Source organism: Leptospira fainei serovar Hurstbridge str. BUT 6 (assembly GCF_000306235.2).
Taxonomy (GTDB): Bacteria; Spirochaetota; Leptospiria; order Leptospirales; family Leptospiraceae; genus Leptospira_B; species Leptospira_B fainei.
On the sequence record NZ_AKWZ02000004.1, the window covers coordinates 164,322 to 182,333 of the forward strand.

Annotated in this window: 11 protein-coding genes; 5 read left to right on the forward strand and 6 right to left on the reverse strand. The window is 44.6% G+C overall.

What is annotated here, in order from left to right:
* Positions 1–100 precede the first annotated feature (100 nt).
* Entirely contained in the window at positions 101–2,380 is a 2,280-nt protein-coding gene (locus LEP1GSC058_RS06930; protein ID WP_016548900.1) for an NAD(P)-binding domain-containing protein, read from the forward strand.
* A gap of 116 nt (positions 2,381–2,496) precedes the next feature.
* Entirely contained in the window at positions 2,497–2,955 is a 459-nt protein-coding gene (locus LEP1GSC058_RS06935; RefSeq protein WP_016548872.1) for a TfoX/Sxy family protein, read from the forward strand.
* A 35-nt stretch (positions 2,956–2,990) separates the two neighbouring features.
* On the opposite strand, the gene LEP1GSC058_RS06940 is transcribed toward LEP1GSC058_RS06935, so the two are convergent.
* On the reverse strand, positions 2,991–4,679 hold the full coding sequence (locus LEP1GSC058_RS06940) for a helix-turn-helix domain-containing protein (RefSeq protein ID WP_016548884.1): 1,689 nt from the start codon (positions 4,677–4,679) through the stop codon (positions 2,991–2,993).
* Positions 4,680–5,480: 801 nt separating this feature from the next.
* Here LEP1GSC058_RS06940 and LEP1GSC058_RS06950 point away from each other — a divergent pair.
* A complete protein-coding gene (locus tag LEP1GSC058_RS06950; RefSeq protein WP_016548753.1) occupies positions 5,481–7,256 on the forward strand; it encodes a hypothetical protein in 1,776 nt (591 codons plus the stop codon).
* Between the two features lie 25 nt (positions 7,257–7,281).
* Positions 7,282–7,731: an LA_3150 family lipoprotein gene (locus LEP1GSC058_RS06955; RefSeq protein WP_016548837.1), complete on the forward strand. Its 450-nt coding sequence runs from the start codon at positions 7,282–7,284 to the stop codon at positions 7,729–7,731.
* Positions 7,732–7,804: 73 nt separating this feature from the next.
* Here LEP1GSC058_RS06955 and LEP1GSC058_RS06960 read toward each other — a convergent pair whose 3' ends face one another.
* The 5 genes from LEP1GSC058_RS06960 to LEP1GSC058_RS06980 all read right to left on the reverse strand — a co-directional run bounded on the left by LEP1GSC058_RS06960 (position 7,805) and on the right by LEP1GSC058_RS06980 (position 15,133).
* The gene (locus LEP1GSC058_RS06960; protein ID WP_016548806.1) at positions 7,805–10,909 is read right to left on the reverse strand and encodes an efflux RND transporter permease subunit; all 3,105 of its coding nucleotides are present in this window, start codon (positions 10,907–10,909) and stop codon (positions 7,805–7,807) included.
* The gene (locus LEP1GSC058_RS06965; RefSeq protein WP_016548853.1) at positions 10,909–12,072 is read right to left on the reverse strand and encodes an efflux RND transporter periplasmic adaptor subunit; all 1,164 of its coding nucleotides are present in this window, start codon (positions 12,070–12,072) and stop codon (positions 10,909–10,911) included. Before LEP1GSC058_RS06965 ends, LEP1GSC058_RS06960 begins: the two co-directional genes overlap by 1 nt.
* Complete coding sequence (locus LEP1GSC058_RS06970; RefSeq protein ID WP_016548812.1) at positions 12,072–13,385, reverse strand: TolC family protein; 1,314 nt, start codon at positions 13,383–13,385, stop codon at positions 12,072–12,074. Before LEP1GSC058_RS06970 ends, LEP1GSC058_RS06965 begins: the two co-directional genes overlap by 1 nt.
* A 57-nt stretch (positions 13,386–13,442) precedes the next feature.
* The gene (locus tag LEP1GSC058_RS06975; protein WP_016548793.1) at positions 13,443–13,790 is read right to left on the reverse strand and encodes a hypothetical protein; all 348 of its coding nucleotides are present in this window, start codon (positions 13,788–13,790) and stop codon (positions 13,443–13,445) included.
* Positions 13,791–14,086: 296 nt separating this feature from the next.
* Positions 14,087–15,133: a winged helix DNA-binding domain-containing protein gene (locus LEP1GSC058_RS06980; protein WP_016548863.1), complete on the reverse strand. Its 1,047-nt coding sequence runs from the start codon at positions 15,131–15,133 to the stop codon at positions 14,087–14,089.
* 813 nt (positions 15,134–15,946) lie between these two features.
* Here LEP1GSC058_RS06980 and LEP1GSC058_RS06985 point away from each other — a divergent pair.
* Entirely contained in the window at positions 15,947–17,950 is a 2,004-nt protein-coding gene (locus LEP1GSC058_RS06985) for a sensor histidine kinase (protein ID WP_016548766.1), read from the forward strand.
* The last annotated feature ends 62 nt before the right edge of the window (positions 17,951–18,012 follow it).

Genomic DNA, 18,012 nt, shown 5'->3' on the forward strand with positions numbered 1-18,012 from the left:
TATTGAATCAATCCCGATGAATCGTAGGCCAAGAACGAAAAAGAGTGGCATCAATCATGGATATATCTTACCAAATAGTAGTTACAGAATAGGCTTATGAATGAAACTCCTTTTACCGTTTAGTTCCGAATATTTTAATTGGCTTCGCAAAGATGCGCCTCAGGGACCTGTAGAAACTTACCCTTTGATCGGAGATGAATTTCGAAGCTCCATTCCCGGCATCTATATCGTAGGCGATTTAACCGGAATTCCGCTCTTAAAGTATGCGGCCGATAGCGGCGCAAAAGTAGTATCATTTCTGGATTCGAACACCGAACCGAAATCGGAGAATGTTTACGATTTATTGATTATCGGAGGAGGCCCTTCCGGGATTTCGGCAGGTATCGAAGCCCGAAAAAAAGGACTAAAATTTCTAATTCTTGAGGGGAACAAGGCCTTTCATACGATCCACAGCTATCCTAAAGGTAAACCGATTTTCGCGGAACCGGAAACGTTCCTATCCGCCTCGGAATTGCGGATCGATAACGGATATAAGGAAAGTCTTATACGAGATTTACAAACCGCATTGGATGGCTACGACTTACCTTTATTGGAAGGGAAGCAAGTCGTTAAAATTGTCCCTTCCGGAATCGAAGGTTCTCGATTTGAACTTACTACCGAAGACGGGAGTAAGTTCCGCTGCTTCAATATCGTACTGGCCATCGGTAAATCCGGAGACAGCAGACGTTTAGGGATTCCGGGAGAAGATGGAGAAAACGTCTTTCACCGTCTAATTGATCCGGCCGATTTTAACGGACAGGATGTCGTCGTAGTCGGGGGCGGAGATTCCGCTATAGAAGCCGCACTAGCGTTGGAAGGAAAAGCTAAATCGGTAGCTCTTTCCTATCGCGGAGAGGAGTTGGTGAGACCGAAGGAAGAAAATAAGGCTAAGTTTTTATCCAAAGTTTCCGAAGGAAAAATTGATTTCCTACCGTCCTCGTCCGTAAAGGAAATACAAAATAAAAATGTAATATTCTTTCGTAAAAATTCCGAAACGAAAGTGCCTGCGGATTCATCACTGATTTTGATCGGTTCCGAACCTCCGATTTCTTTTTTGCGGAAAATCGGACTGGCTATTCAAAACGTTCGTTCCGTCCGCGAATGGTCGGGATTTTTCGCGATGATCTCCTTTTCGTTTCTCGTTTATTTCGGCAAAGCCGCCTTCTACGGAATCGAATGGTATTCCTGGGCGGCGGGAGCAGGGTTAATCGGCTTCGTCTTTTTCTCAGCCGCATGGCTCGGAAGCGGAAGGAAGAAATCAATTTCCGTCGGATGGAATTGGAATTTATTCAGGACCACTTATCTATCGTTTGCCGCCGTATATTTTATTAGCGCGTATGTAGGAAGTAAATACTTCGGGTGGTTTCTTTTAAACAAGTATCCCGGCTTTCATTATACTTTACTGTATTCCCTCACGATCACCGTGTTTGGAATTCGAAGAATGAGAGTTCGCCCGACGAAATATATTAAAACCCAAACCTGGACTTTAATTCTTGTACAGGTTTTTCCTCTCTTCCTAATGCCGGAAATTATTTTGCCCTGGTTAGGAGAATTGGGACTGCTCGGTTCCTCCGACGGATTTTTATTAACTCAAGTATTCCCCGGTGGCGCCTATTGGAAGGCTTACGGTTTGATCCTTGCTTGGCCATTGAATATGGGAGTTCTTTACGACGGTGGAATCACGGCCTTTTGGTTGATTTACGGCCTCGTACTCAGCTTCGGAGTCATTCCATACTTGGTGTTCCGTTACGGTAAAGGAGCTTACTGCGGTTGGATTTGTTCTTGTGGTGGCCTAGCGGAAACGTTAGGAGACGAAACCCGAACGAAAATGCCTCACGGAAAATGGGCGTACCGATTAGAGCATTCCGGTCAGTGGGTTCTACTCGCGGCGATTCTTTTAACAACGGCTAAATTGTTAGGAAGCTTTATTTCGCCGCTTTGGTTCCTGTCTTTAGGTGCGGATTCCGTTAAGCGAATCTATGACGCAATCGTGGATATCAGCCTAGCCGGCGTCATCGGCCTGGGCGCTTATTTCTTTCTCTCGGGCAGAATTTGGTGCAGAATGTTCTGCCCTTTAGCGGGACTGATGCATATCTATGCGAGATTCAGTCGCTTTAGAATTTTCTCGGAAAAGAAACGCTGCATTTCCTGTAATATCTGTACGAAGGTCTGCCATCAAGGAATCGACGTTATGAGTTACGCTAATCGTGGACGCCCGATGGACAGCGTTCAATGCGTCCGATGCTCGGCGTGCGTAGTCAACTGCCCTACGAACGTTCTGTCTTTCGGAGAGGAAATAAACGGATTTTCGGTATTCGGAAAATTGAAAGCAACTCTCTGAGTGAACTCCTAGATCGAAAAAGGGTCGAATCGAAACCCGATATCGGCTCTTGAAATAACCCTTATAGATAATTTTCTACTCGCCAGTGCATCGGTCATTTCGGTAAATTATTTCTCATGAGTTCTTTTTTAGAATATGCCCAAGATCGTTTAAAAGTTTGCGGTCCAATTACGGTAAAAGCGATGTTCGGAGGTTATGGAGTCTATTCCGGAAATCGTATCTTCGGAATGATCGTAAACGATCTCCTTTATTTTAAAGTCGGTCCGGGTAACCAAGCCGAATACGAAGCCGCGAGCATGTCTCCGTTCACATACGACGGCAAAAATGGGAAGCCGGTCCGCATGTCCTATTGGCAAGTTCCCGAGGAAATCTTAGAAGATGACGAAGATCTTCGTTTCTGGTTCCGAAAAGCAATGGCGGAAGCGGCAAAGGCGGCTGCCCCTAAAAAGAAAGTACCGATAAAAAAATCTCCGCCGAAGAAAAAGGGAATCGCGAAAAAGAAACTTCCAGCCAAAAAGAAAAAGGTCGCTAAAAAGAAGATCGTAGCTAAGAAGAAGTCTGCAAAGAAACGCTAGGAATTTTTAGCGGTATTATCTAAACACCGGAGATTTCAAACCGAAATCTCCCGTCCATTTTTTCTACTGTTGCTATCACCAAGAATGGCTTTTCGGCGGAAGGCGTTCGGATTTGTGTTCGTCGCCTTTTTAAACTCCAGATGAAATGCGGATTTAGAGCTATACCCTGCCTTGATTCGCACTTCATTCGTAGACATCCCGGGATCTTCGATTAATAATCGCTTTGCCTCTTCGATGCGATAGGAATTAATTAAATTGGGAAAGGTCGTATGAAATTGCATGCGAACTACTTCGGAAAGCTGGTGCGCGCCGATTCCCAGTTCCCTAGCCAAATGCTCTTCCTTTAAAGAATGTTTTAGGAAAATTTTATCCGTCTCCAGCAATTCTTTTAATTTCGATACCGTTTGATTGATATCGATCGAGCCGATTTTGCTTTTTCTTACAAAGGATTTCGCAGGAAGGGAAATCCATAATCCTTCCGAAATTATACGGGATAAGGAATAGGTCGTCACTACGGCATGCAACGGATACAAAATCAAAAAAGAAAAAACGATGAGCCAATTATACGGCGCATAATCGAAGTGATAACTGGCTTTAATGAAGAAACAACTAATAAACAAAAGCCAAGAAAGTAGATAGAGTCGTATCTGGAAGCTATTCTTTACTATCAGATTAGAATGAACTCGATAGAAATAGTAAGCTAAAATCCCGAAACCTCCGGCTAAGAGGAAGAATCTTTCTTCGGCGAAATTTTTAACGAGCGGTATGAGAACAAAGGAATAACTGAATAGGCATCCGATGGTAAAAAAGAGAACCGACTTGTTTTTAAGTTCAAAGAATCGAGCAAGATGAAAAAGGTAACCGAACAGGGAGAGAAAGAATACGGTTAAAAATAGATAGTACGAATAAAAGCTTATTTTGTTTTCCCAACCAATCCAAGAATGAATGGAACGGCCGTGGAGAAAATAGAATCCGAAAAATAAGACGGTCATATAAGCCGCAAGAGAAAGAAATATGCCGGCTTGCAGCTTGCGCGAATAATAGATATTCAAGCCGACTGCGAACAAATAAATCCCGAGAATAGCGGAAAAAATAACACGTTTCCAAACCACCATCTCATGAAAGGCCCCCTCGTCCAAGAGAGTTAAAGGAAAATTTACGTAGGTCAATTCTTCATAAGCATCCAAATGAATGTATAACACGTATTGCGTTTTTGCAGGAAAGCGAATACGGAAGTTAGGGCGCGGAGAGACGATCTCGTTATAAAAGGCGTCGGAATTATCGGTTATTTCAAGCCTGCGGAATTCACCTTTCTCGGACTGGTAGCATAGTTCGGCTTTGGGAACGTTAATCGAATTAAAAAGAATTCGTCTATCCAACGGCACATCCGACTCGTTCCGAACGGTTAACCGCAACCAAACGCCGTTGGATGTCCGCCTCACCCGCAAAACGTCTTCGATCGGATTTAAGTACCACTCGAAAGCCTGCAAACCTTTGAGATTATCGATCGTGCATGAAGTGAATTTCCGATCACGATGTCTATATTCCACATGGGTACTAACGTTCAGGCTGCGAACCCCGTCATCGATTCGGACAGGAGATTCTGCATTCAACGGGAAAAGTAAGTATGTTTGAGTCAAGAAAAACAAAAGAAGAAATTTCAGAAGAATTATCAAAACTGAATACTTTCTATAATTAATTTTCGAATGTAACAAGTTTATCATTGATGCTTAGCCGAAAGAAAGACCTTCAGCTAAGGTCACTCGACTTTCAATCCCGGTCAAGAACATTGAAAGAATTCCAGTTCATTTATAAATAAGAAATAATCGTAATAAAGATTTCGAGCTCGATATGTTAACACAAAATCTTTGCAAAACGGCCCCTTTCTCCTTCAGGAGCCGATCCATTTCGATAGATTCCCAATCAAGATTCATTTCGTCGTTTTTTGACAAATAAAGTCCATTTTCCGGAAATAGGACTTCAAGATAGGTTAGCTCCTGCCCTTAGAATTTATTTCCGCCGATCGCCTCGATCGATTCAGGAAGTCGGCCGAGATTTCTCCGAGACCGGAAAAATGAATAGAGTACAATTTCCGGAATTTGCACTCCACTTTCATCACATCAATGAACTCGTATAGTTATAGTATTATTATACTTAATTTTATATTAATATTTATTGTTAAATCTTTTCACATAAATTCCAATTTCTTAAATTTGGAATACTTTTCTCCGCCCTTTCGGAACCAAAAACGAAAATCACTTCGACGAAAAAGGGGGCTAAAAATATCGTCTCCCAAAACGCAAAAGAACCGCCCTCTTTTAACAGACAACTCGCAATATGCGGTAGAAACATTCAAAATCTACCTCTGCCATTCTTTTATTTAAATAATTCTAAATTATATTTTTATAATACTAAAAAGTAAACCTTCCGTAATGCAGCCGTAACCATTTTTCCGGATAACATTCATATCGGAATGAATTAGCAATTCAATCGCCAGTTCCGAAATACACGAACGGAAAAATGAAATGAATAAGCTTATTAGGAGGATCGCAATAACGGCATTCCTTCTGCCTTTGTCAGGAAATCTTTTTTCAAAAGACTTATACGTAGATAAAACAACCGGGCAAGTCTTTGCCGCTCCCGGCGCAAATAGAGTCAAGCTCCAAGACGACTCGAACGCACCGGCCCAAGATAACGGGAACGGAGCAGACAAATCGAATGCTGACCCGAGCAAAGTCGATAACGGACTTACCCAAGAAAACAATTTTCAAAAGGGTTACGGCTTTACGGACGTGCCTAACCAATCCGCTCACCGCCCAAGAGATCCGCAAAAAGAGAAATTAACGATCTACGGAAGACTTCAATTTCGCGGAATTGCGGGATCGAAGGACACCAACTACAGCAACGGCCATGATAACTTCCAAGCAGTCGACTGGAACGTCAGACGACTCCGCCTCGGTGCAATGTATGAAGGCGCTGATTGGTGGGGAGGCTTGGTCAATATTCGTTTAGAGAACCTAGTCGCTAGACCGGAATTAAGTCCTGCAACTACGGCTACCGCCTGTACGAACGCGGCTTGTACTCAAACTACGACTGTTGTGACTAAGGGCCAAACCTTAGCGAATAACAGAGGCGCCGTTCAGGAAGCGGTCGTTTGGCTCCAATCGAAATATGCGAATTCTCGTATAAGCCTCGGTCAGCTCAACGTTCCGTTCAACCGCGAATACATCGCTTCCTCTCAGAACTTAGTCAACATTGAGCGCTCCATGATCACTGCTGCTCTCCCTCAATTCGATATGGGAGCCATGCTGAACGTTCACCCTCTGAAACAAATCTTGGGCGACAAATACACGCAAATGCTCACCGTAACCGGGTATGTCGGAAACGGTAGAGGTGCTGGCGGCGACTACGGAACAGGTCGTAAAATCGATTTATTCAACACCAGAAACGGAAATGCAGGAACGATAACAACCGCACCTACCTACATCTGGCGCGTAGTTTTCAACCCTCTGGGTGGTCTCGTGAACCAAGTCGGAAAAGAAGTCGGTTGGCATGAAGGAGAAGAGATCTTCCAATCCAGAACCAAATGGTCCATCGGTGCGGCTGGCTGGCAAACGGCAAGTTTCAATACCATCGCCACCTCCACGATTCCCGCCTTAGTCGACGCTTATCCGAGAGGAGCTGCTGCGGTTAACATCGTAACTCCTCAGAGTACTCCGGATAACGGGACTACCGGTACTTCGGCAAACGGGTTTGGATTCGGAATTCCATACGGTCTTCCCGGTTCCAGCAACGCTACGTTGGTGCAAAATAACTCGACTACGCCTGCTTCTCCTCGTTGGGGTCTCGTGGCGCACACTTACGATACGACTTTCTATTCCAACGGAATTTACGTAAACGCAGCGTATACGAAAATGAGCGGTCCTGCATCCAACAATACGATGGGTTACCATGTAACATTGGGGTATAACGTTCCGATTCTTGCGAAATACTATATCATGCCTGTCGTCAGATATGACTACCTGCAAGGTGACTTCAATCGGGATCATCATATCGATCCGAGCGATGCATATCGTTCCTACTGGGCGGGTATAAATCTCTACTTGGATAAGCATTTGATGAAACTTCAACTTTTCTATAATGACTTTCACACCATGTTAGGATATAATCCTGCTACCGGAGGCGCCAAAGCTCTGGACAACCAGGCGATTATCCTACAAGCTCAGTTTAGCTTTCAAACAGGTGTGTCGACCAATGAGAAACAGTATTCTGCAGCGGAGGGGAACGCCAGATCTAACTAATCGCGCGATCTGAAACGGAAAAATTATGAAATCAATATTAATTAAAACATTAATCATCGCTTTATCCTTCGGATACGTCGGATGTAGCAATAAGGGTAAAACGAACGATTCGGATTATAGCGGATTGCTAGCGTCGATTTTAGCGGCGCCCGCACCCGATGGAACCAAATCCGTCGTGAAAATCACGCAGCTCGATTCGGTATCCTGGACAGGAGTTTGTTTCGATAGCTTTACCATTGGAAACAGCGGCGTCAGTGCTTCGGGAACGGATTTTTTTAACGCGACTCTGGGAGCTTTGCAAAGTGCGCCTCCTTTAGTTCTGGAAAAGACTTCCAAATCCACCTGCTCGACTTTGGGATTTCCCGGAGGGATCACTCAAAGAAGCACGGACAATAACTTCAATTACAAAGTTTATTATTGTAATCCGGACGTAGGAGTCTGTACTTTCAGCGCCATACAAGCCGCCGGTTTCTAATCAGCGTAGTACTTTTAGAGTTATCACTGAGGCGGAGGAAACTCCGCCTTTTTTCTTTCCGAGAATAAATCGACTATCCCTTTCCTCGTTTCACTCTATGAATAAACCTCGCGTATACGACCGGAATAACGATCAACGTTAAAAGACTTGCGCTGATAAGTCCGCCGATCACTACCGTAGCTAAAGGTCGTTGCACTTCCGCTCCCGGCGAAGTCGACAATGCCATCGGTAGAAACCCGATGGACGCAAGTAATGCGGTCGTGATTACGGGACGTAACCGATGCTCCGCCGCTTTTTTGATTGCGGTTACCGAGTCTGACCCATCAATTTCCTCCTCTCTGGCAAACGTGACCAAGACGAGTCCGTTCAAAATCGCGATTCCGAACAAGGCTATAAATCCTATTCCTGCAGGAATGCTGAACGGCATCCCCCTTAGCAGAAGAGAAAATACTCCGCCGGTAATCGCAAAAGGAACGTTCAAGAAGATTAATAGCGCCGGAGAAGGTTCGCGAAACGCTAAATATAGAAAAAGGAAAATGACCACCAAGGTGATCGGAACGACAAGCAGAAGAGTCGAACGAGCCGAATTGTATTTTTTGAACTCTCCTCCCAACTCATAACGATAGCCCGGAGGGAAAACGATTTTGGATCTGATGCGATCATCCACCCTCCGTACCGTACTGAGCATGTCGCTCCCTCTTACGTTGAATTGCACAAGCGCCAATCGATATTGATTTTCATGGTTGATCTGGACAGGACCGTCTTCGATAGAAACGTCGGCAAGCTCCCCGAAAGGCACGATCTTTCCTTTCGTGCCCACCGGCAGGGCGCGAAGACTTCCCAAATCATTCTCCAATTTCCAATCGGAAACGACCGTAATTTCAAAACGTTTCTGCCCTTCGAATAAGATGCCGACGGGATATCCGGATGCTAAGGACTCCGCGATTTGATTCACGTCGTTTACGTTATACCCGTATCTTGCCATAGCTTCCCGTTTAGGACGAATCCGTAAATACTCCAATCCCGAAAGTTGTTCGATGCGCAGGTCGGCGACTCCCTCGACTCCTCTAGAGATCGTCGCTATCTTTTCCGCTAGAGCTTTCAACGTTGCTAATTCTTCCCCGAAGATTTTAATCCCCACATCGGATCGAATCCCAGCAATCATTTCGTTCGTTCTCATCTGAATCGGCTGAGAAATTCCGAAAGCGACTTCCGGAACCGATTCGGAAACCGTTTTGGAAATTTCCTCTTCGAACTCCTGTTTGGTGAACCTCCATTCTTTGCGCGGTTTCAATTCCAAAAACACATCCGTTTTATCCAGCCCCATCGGTTCGTTTGCGAGCTCAGGCGATCCGGTCTTGGAAACGATGCTTGTAATTTCGGGAAATTTTGCCAGTAAGGCTTTTTCAATCTTCATGGAAGTGTCTAAAGATTGCTGCAGAGAACTGGAAGGTAAACGTAATATTTCCAGTAGTATGGAACCTTCATCCATGGTCGGAATAAACTCCGCACCCATGAATACGAACCCGATAATGGCCAGAGCAAAAGCTCCCAGTGCGGAGAGGATAACTCGTTTTGAATTCCCCATCGCCTTCTCCAAAAAAGGCCTATATATGCGGCTGATTTTTCTGAAGAGCGCCGTTTCTTCTTCTTGATGAATTTTAGGATCCAAAAAGTAGGAAGCTAACACCGGTATAAGCGTTAACGTTAGAAAGAACGCGCCTAAGAGCGCAAACAAAACCGTTAACGCCATCGGGATAAACATCTTCCCTTCCGTTCCGGATAAGGTGAGAATCGGAAGATAAACTACTGCGATGATGATCTCTCCGAAAATAGTCGCCTTCCTAACTTCTATCGTTGCCGTAAGAATCGTTTCTCTTCTCTCTTCGAAAGTAAGTCTTCGACCCTTTTCCTTGGCTAATTCCAATAATCGTCGAAACGAATTCTCCACCAAAATGACGGCACCGTCCACGATGAGTCCGAAATCGATCGCTCCCATCGACATCAAATTGGCCGGTAAATCGCGAAACCTCATTATGGAGATTGCAAACAACATCGCAAACGGAATCGTAACGGCGATGACTAAGCCGGAGCGCAGATCGCCGATCATTAAAAATAAGACGATGATGACAAGAAATGCACCTTCCCCCAAATTCCATAAAACGGTATTGATCGTATTTTTAACCATTATGGATCTGTCATAAAAGGGTTCGATCTCCATCCCTGCAGGTAGAGTCTTCTTTATTTCCTCCAGCTTTTTCTTAATCCCGTCGGTTACTTCCAAAGAATTTTCGTTAACCAACATTAAAGCGATCGCGCCGACTACTTCCCCCTTCCCTTCCATCGTTGCTCCTCCTTTACGGAGACGGTATCCTTCCTCAACCCTCGCCACCGACGAAAGATAAATAGGAAACCCGTCCGGAGTTTTTCCGATCGAAATTCTATAAAAGTCCTCCCGACCTTTCAAGAGTCCGTCCGTCCCGATCACGAGGTGCTCCTTACTTTTTTCGATGTACCCGCCGCCTGTCGAAGTATTATTGACTAACACCGCATCGGAAACGTCCTTCACACCCAAACCCAACGCTGCGATTTTCGATATATCGACGACGATTCTATACTGCTTAACCTTTCCACCGAAGGTATTAACTTCAACGACTCCGTGAACCGTCTTCAAAACGGGGTTGACGAACCAGTTTAAATAAGTCGTAAGTTCGGTTAACGAATGGGTTTTACTCTTTAGAATAAATTGATATACCTCTCCCAATCCCGTAGAGATCGGGCCGATCTGAGGAGCCCCGTAGTTTTTAGGAATCTGACTGGATACGTCCACTAATTTCTCGCTAACGAGTTGGCGACTCAGATATAAGTCCGCTCCTTCTTCGAAAACGATCGTGACGATCGAAAAGCCGTATCTGGAAACCGACCGTACTTCTTGTAATTTAGGAATTCCTGATACTGCTCTCTCTATCGGATAAGTTACATACTGTTCGATTTCCAAAGTCGACAAGGCCGGTGCGGTTGTTATAATCTGTACCTGAACGTTTGTTATATCCGGAACGGCATCGATTTTTAATCGCCTCGCAGAATCGACCCCGATACCGAAAAGCAGTATCGAAAAGACTATGATTGCAAGACGGTTGTGGAGACTCCAGCGGACGATGGCGGTTAAGAATTCCATTATCCCTCCTCGCCGAACGATGATTTTAGAAGAAGAGATTTCAATTCGAAGACTCCTTGAGTCACGACTTCTTCTCCCGGGTCAAGACCGTTCAGAATCTCAACCATTCCGTCTTCCGAATTGGCTACTCTTACGATTTTCGGAATATAAGTATCGGAATCTTTTCTTATAAACACGTAATCTGAATTACTTATTTTGAATATAGAACTTTCCGGAACCAAAATCCCGCTTCCCGTATCAGTTACGACTTTCGCCGTTCCGAAGAGGCCGATCTTCGCCTTTCTGCCCTTATTCTTAAAAACTAATCTGGCGTGAACGGTTCGCGAAGCGATATCCACTTGTTCTCCAATATGTTCCAAAACGCCTTCGAATAACAGATCAGGATAAGAGTTGAGAACGACATCCGCCTTATCGCCTTCCGTTACCTTGCCTAAATCCGCCTCAAAGATCTTTGCCATGAACCAAAGCTCGGAGATATTCCCAATCGTCGCTAAATTCTGAGTTCCCGGAACCATTGCGCCCGGTAACGCGTTTCTGTTCAAAACGATCCCGGCAATAGGAGAGTGGATGTAGTATTTACCGGTCGTCTCTTCGCCCGGCTCTAGTCCGTTTGCACGGAGATTTTCCTCCGAAGCTTTTAAATCGGCGGCAATAACTTTCAGATTCGCCTCCGCATCGATTTCCTCCTGCTTTGCGGCAAGCTTCATCGAGACTAAATTGCGAACCCGATCCACGTTTTGAGAAGCGGCGGAATGCCGAGTCTTAGCGGAATTATATGCGGATCGAAGTCTAGCTAAATCCGGCGAGTCCAAAACGGCTAATAGTTGTCCTTTGGAAACTTGCGATCCCTCCACGAATTTAACGGTTACTATGCGACCGGCAACTCTGGCTGGGACTTCGATTATCCGGTCCGGGACGGGCGCGACTTCTCCGATTAACGAGATAGTTCGTCGAAAATTTCTTTTTTCGATTCGTACAGTCGTAATATGAAATAGATCCAATTGCTCTTTATCCAGAGTGACGGATCCGGCACCGGGTTCCGGCGAATCTGACATTTCCGAATGAAGCGATTTCGTTTTCGATTTTAAAAATTTCTTATATAAAAAATACGAACCACTTACGACGAACGCGATAAGTAATGCTGATAGAATGATGCGTTTCATTATTTGATTTCCTGGATATTATCCTCGAATGAAAGTCCGATCGCACGGACCAATTCAACTTGCGCAAGAGCGTATTCGGTTCGAGAAAGGATAAAGTTCAACTTTGCACCGGTCAAAATTCTTTGAGAATTTAAAGCATCGACCACTTTGATTCTTCCCGTACGAAGAGCCTCCCTCAAGAGGTCCAGGTCTTTATCAAGATCCCGTAAATAACTCGCATCGTACTGTTCTATTTCCGTTCTGAGCGCCAAGTAGGAAGATACCGCGTGAACGATTTCCAGCCTAACGTTCCTTTCTTGGAGCCTTGCGTTTTCCTGAGCCTGTTCCTTCACGGAAGAAGCGCTTCGAATCTCTCCTTCGTAGGTTCTCCAAAGAGTCAGCGGCAGACTCACTTGCGCCCCCGCGACTTTTTCGTTGAAACCGTCCGACTGGATGAATCCTCCGATCGTTAGATTAGGAATTCTTTGCAGTTTCGTTTGCTCCAAACGTCTGGCGGCTAAAATGATTTCACCTTCGGAAACTCCGATCTCGGGCCGATTTGCGAGAGCGATTTTCACCAAGCTAACGATATCGTTCGGCAATTCTTTCAACGCGATACCGGTGATCTCTAATTCAAGGTTGGCATCGGGATTCAAATTCAGCAGGATTAAAAGTTCCCCCTTGGCCGAATCCATTTTTCTTTCCGCTTGTTTGAGCAGTTTCCATAGACGGAGCTCCTCCGCTCTTGCGACATCCACATCCATCGCGGGGGCGACTCCCTCGTTTGCTCTCGCGGCGGAAAGATCGCGTAGATCCTTTGCAACTTCATAAAGTTGTTTTGTTCCGTCGAATTCTCTCTTGAAGCCGGAGTATCTTAAAGCGGACGAAATAGTACGTGAAAGCATATTCCTTCGTACGGCTTCCAACCTGCCCGCCTGCACTTTATACTCCTCATCCGCGACCTGTTGAGCCTTTTCTCTTTTACCGCCGACATAGATTTCTTGAGTCACCAAAGTTTGGTAATTCGTCGCGACCGGTGCAGGTCCGGTTCCGAGAGGACCTCCCTCGGACGGAGTTCCTTTCCGATGGGCAAGATAGGCGCTGGCAACCGGATTGGATGGGAATAAATAAGAAGCGACCAGCTTTCGTCCGGAAATTTCTTTCAGCTTCAATTGTTCGGATCGATATTCGGGACTCGCTTCTAAGACGCAAATCGTAATGCGTCGCAAATCCATTATACCTGCACAGGACGGACTGCCAGGTTGTGAAGCCGCCTGTGAATAAGCGCTTCCCGGCATGACGACACAGAGAAGCCATAAAATAAGTATGCGCATAGTACCTCCTAGGGGAGGATTTAATGAAATAGAGATCCTCCCGCGGTTCGCTGATGATTAAGCGAAGAAGGTTCGAGGGGGCCGGAATAGGCGAATCGGTTGTTCGAAGGCAAGAACGACCGGCTTCGAAGACGGGTAATAAAGGACGGATAGTCGGCTATAAATTCTGGCTACGTACAAATCCCAGGATACGAAGAGAGTTAAATTACAAGGGCAGTTAATGCAGACGTGGTTCGATTCTCCATCGTGACCGGGAGTGTGTTCCGCATACGGGCAATGTTCTTCCGCCACGCCTAAGGCTCCGCATACCGCCTCGTTATCGACTATCTTTTGATAACCGAAATTCACGATAAACAGAAGTACAAATACTTTAAGTAAAAGTTTTGAAAGCCAATGACCGAACATTCAGTGCGATTTTCCCGCCTACTATGCAATAAGACTACGCATCCGGGAGAATTCAATCAAATTCTTTATGAATCATGTTTTGTGAAGGAATCAAAATAAAAGTCAATCTTTTGACCATCCCGAATGCGGAGGACGGACATTCATTCTGAAATCCAATCTCAAATCAATGAAGAATCTCAAACGGGATTTCATTTCGCTTTAAGAGCTTTCGAGAATAAATCATAAATCCGCCAAGACATAACATAATGGATTCGCATTCGTTTCCGGAATGCAAAAAAGAATCTTCCGGCTTCCATTCAAAAATAGAAATCCCGATATCTTTCAATTTCACTCCTCAGAATCCGGGTTAGGGGTTTATCGAGAGGAAAGAAAAGATTCGTTTCGATCGAATTCGAATCCTTTTTCATGATGCGCTTCCAGGTTCCAATCGCTTGTCCATCCAGCAATATTATGGGATAGAAAAAGCCGTTGTTGGAGACGACACGCGAGTTGAATTGCGATGGGACACAAAAACTTCTATCTTCGTAACCCAAAAGAAATTCGTCGAAGCCCGGGAGAAGGTAAATTCTTCGATTTATTATATTATTAGTATATTCAAACGAAGGAGACCAATAATCCTTATCATTAATTCTAACTTTAGAAAGTTCGGATTGAACCGAGGCGAGACCTATCTTGCCTTCATTCAAAGTTAGTCCGGCCCACCAGATAAAATCCTGGATCGTAGCCGGACCATGGCCGGTAAAATATCGCTTCGCTAATGCGCTCAATGCCTCTTCGCGATCCAGACCTTTTCGTTTTGGAATCCATTCCTGGAGCAAGACGAACGTCTCCTGTCTTCCCTTCATCGGGCCCTGGCAAATTAGACCGGTCAATGCGGCTTGGTATAATAAATGCGCTCCGCGAATCCCTTCCACCGAAATCCCTTTTTTCTCGAATTCCTCGAATAACTCCTTACGAGTCAACTGCTCTCCGTTCCGCAAAATCTTAGATAAAATCGTATTAGATTTATTAAAAGTAGATAAATCCAGTTCGAGTTTTCTATGTTGACCCGCCAAACCGGCCACTATTTTAGGCCCCAAGAGAGATACGATCCAATGAATATCGGCGGCGGAAAGAAAATGCAATGTTCCTCGCAGAGACCACGTTCTAACGATTTTCTTTTTTAAAATTGCGGTCTCTACGTCGGCGTCCCGAATTCCCTCTCCTCTTAGACGGATTGCCAATTTCGCCTGCGGACGATCTTGCGCCTGCAATGCTCCCATCCAGGCAGTCACCTCCTCCGCCTTTTTGAATCTCGTCCCGGAGATCTCCTGCTGATAAAGTCGATACATGGAAATATTCATTATAGTAATTTCCGGTTCTCTAATATATGTCATTCAGACCTTGTTTCTCTTTTTCAGAGAGCCTTCGATTGCGCCGCCTTCTCCGTCACGAGAAGACGATTCTCTATTTCGATTTATTCAAGAAACGGAGGGAAATCGATGCTCATAGATGTTAGTCTATAAATCGCTTTCTGCTAGTGCCTTGGACCCTTATGCCTTCGAAGAGTTCCCCGATCACCCGACAGCGATATTTTGCGAACATTCCATAGATATCGGACCCATACAACAAAATTAAGAAAGGTTCGCCTGTCATATTTAATGCTGAAAACGGAAAGAAGAACTATGGTCCCCTATCGCTCTGAAATCGGATAATAAAATCCTCGAGAACTTTGTTCGAAATCGAAGCTTTTTAGTCGGAAGGAACTCGATTTACCCTTTCAATTTCAAGAAACCGTGAAATTGAACTCCGGTTACGATCAGATAGTTTTTCAATTCGACATAACTCGAACGAATAAGCCGATCTTGGCGTCGATTTAAATTCCAAGAAACGGTATCTTCGAAACGTTAAAAGGACTCTTCGTAGATACATCCCGGCTTTAATTTACGATAATTTGGGTCATTAAAAGGACTTTAAATTCACATATAAACCGCATGAAAGCTGGAAGCTTGTGAGAAGAATTCGATCGAAAAAAAATTTTCTATACAGGCGCCATTCCGATTACAAACTTCTACCAAGAAAAATCCGCGGATATCTTCCTTTGACAAATATGAAGAGAGTGTCGGTTCGGTTTTCCTTCCATAGAATTTGCCTTAATAAAATCTGGCATTAATACCATGCGGCCGCTTCTCCCCATAACTTTACTTCTTTGCTTAGAGATTCTCGGCGGCTGCACCCAAGGCTCGGACTTCGCTTATTCCCCGAAAGCTACCCGTGGAGTTTTGGATTTAAGAGGCTGGAACCCCGAAACTCATCCTTTGCTTGCTCTAGACGGAGACTGGGAATTTTCGGATGGGCTGATTGATGCGGATAACCTCGATCCGAATCGAATTCGAGGATACTTAAAAGTTCCCGGTTCCTGGAATCGTTTCCGTGTTCTAGATAAGGAGCACGGAGGAGAAGGCACCGGAACGTACGATCTTAAAATTCTATTGGATAGACCGATTCAGAATTTGGCCCTCCAGATTAACGACGTCTCAACCGCTTACCGAGTTTTCGCAAACGGTAAACTATTATTGGAAAACGGAAAAGTAGGCTCGAGAAAAGAAGAGATGATCCCCTCCTACAAACATCCGATCGTATTTCTACCGGACGGAGTAACCGAACTTAGAATCCGATTCCAGGTTTCCAATTTTTATCATGTCACCGGCGGACTTAGAAAATCGATTCAAATAGGCAGAATACTACCGATCTTCGAGTCAAAGAAATCGGAAGCTTCGCTTGGATGGCTCGTTTTCGGCTCCACCTTTCTGATGGGGCTTTATCATTTAATTCTTTATCTGATGAGACGAATAGATCGCTCGGCGCTATGGTTCGGATTATTTTGCATCGACGTAAGCGTGAGAACCTTCTTCACAGGATCGGTATTCATATATGAAAGGCTTCCGGATGAATACTGGATTTACATTCATAAGGTGGATATTCTCAGCTTCATTATCGCAATCCCGCTCTTCTCTTATTTTTTAGCCAGTATTTTCCCGAAAGAATTTCATTCGTATGCACTGCGGGGAACATTTCTGATATCGTTGATATTTGCGGGAATCGTGGTGATTCTGCCCTCCGCGAAGTACATGTGGTGGATACAAATCTTTCAAGGTATCGTAGTTCTTCTCACCCCGTATCTCGTTTACATAATGATCATGACGCTCGTAAGAAAAAGAGAGGGATCTCTCTTATTTTTACTCGGGAGTTTCATTTTATTCCTGACGACATTCAACGATATCTTCACTCAAGCTCTCTGGATTAAGTCCGGATACCTTGCGAACTGGGGATTACTTGCTTTCCTATTCTCTCAAACGACGATGCTTTCTATACGATTCTCGAACGCCTTTGTCAGATTGGAAGAACTGCAAAAGTCGTTAGAGCTTAAAGTAGCGGAGAGGACAAAGGAATTACGGGACGCAAAGAGAATTGCGGAGGAAGCAAACGCTCTAAAGGACACGTTCATCTCGCTTGTCACACACGATCTGCGATCGCCCTTGGCGAATATCATCGGAGTCTTGCAATTGATTCGAAGCGAATACGATGCAATGGATGATCGATCCATATTGGATTGGCTGGAACGGATCGAAAAAATTTCCACACAATCTCTCGAAATGATCTCCACGTTACTCGACTTGAATCGATTGCGATCCGGATCGTTTCCTTTAGATAATGTCCCGATCGATTTAAATCCCGAAATCGATCAAGTGCTCAGCAAATTTTGGAGTCAGGCGAAATTTAAGAATATAACGATCGAAAACAGAATTCCGGAAAATGCAGAAATTATAATGGATAAGACTTTATTAGCGGCAATTTTTACGAATCTTGTCTCGAATGCAATCAAGTTCTGTAGAGAGGGCGGACGCATCGAAATCGAATTCTCTCGAAAATCCGATTCAGTGGAATTTATCGTACGCGATACCGGAGTTGGGATCCCCCAGGATATGATTCCTCATTTATTTTCGACGGACGTTAAATCTACGAGATATGGAACCAAGAACGAAGTCGGCACCGGTTTAGGCTTGTCCTTAGTCCACAGCATAATCCAGGCGTATCAAGGAAGAATTTCGGTTCAGTCGAATCTAGAAATCGGAACAACCTTTACCTTCTCAATTCCCCAACCCGCAACAAGCGCATAACAAAAATCGTTAAAGTACGAAGCCGTTCATTTAGAAAATTAATTTTCCTTCTTTCGGGAAAA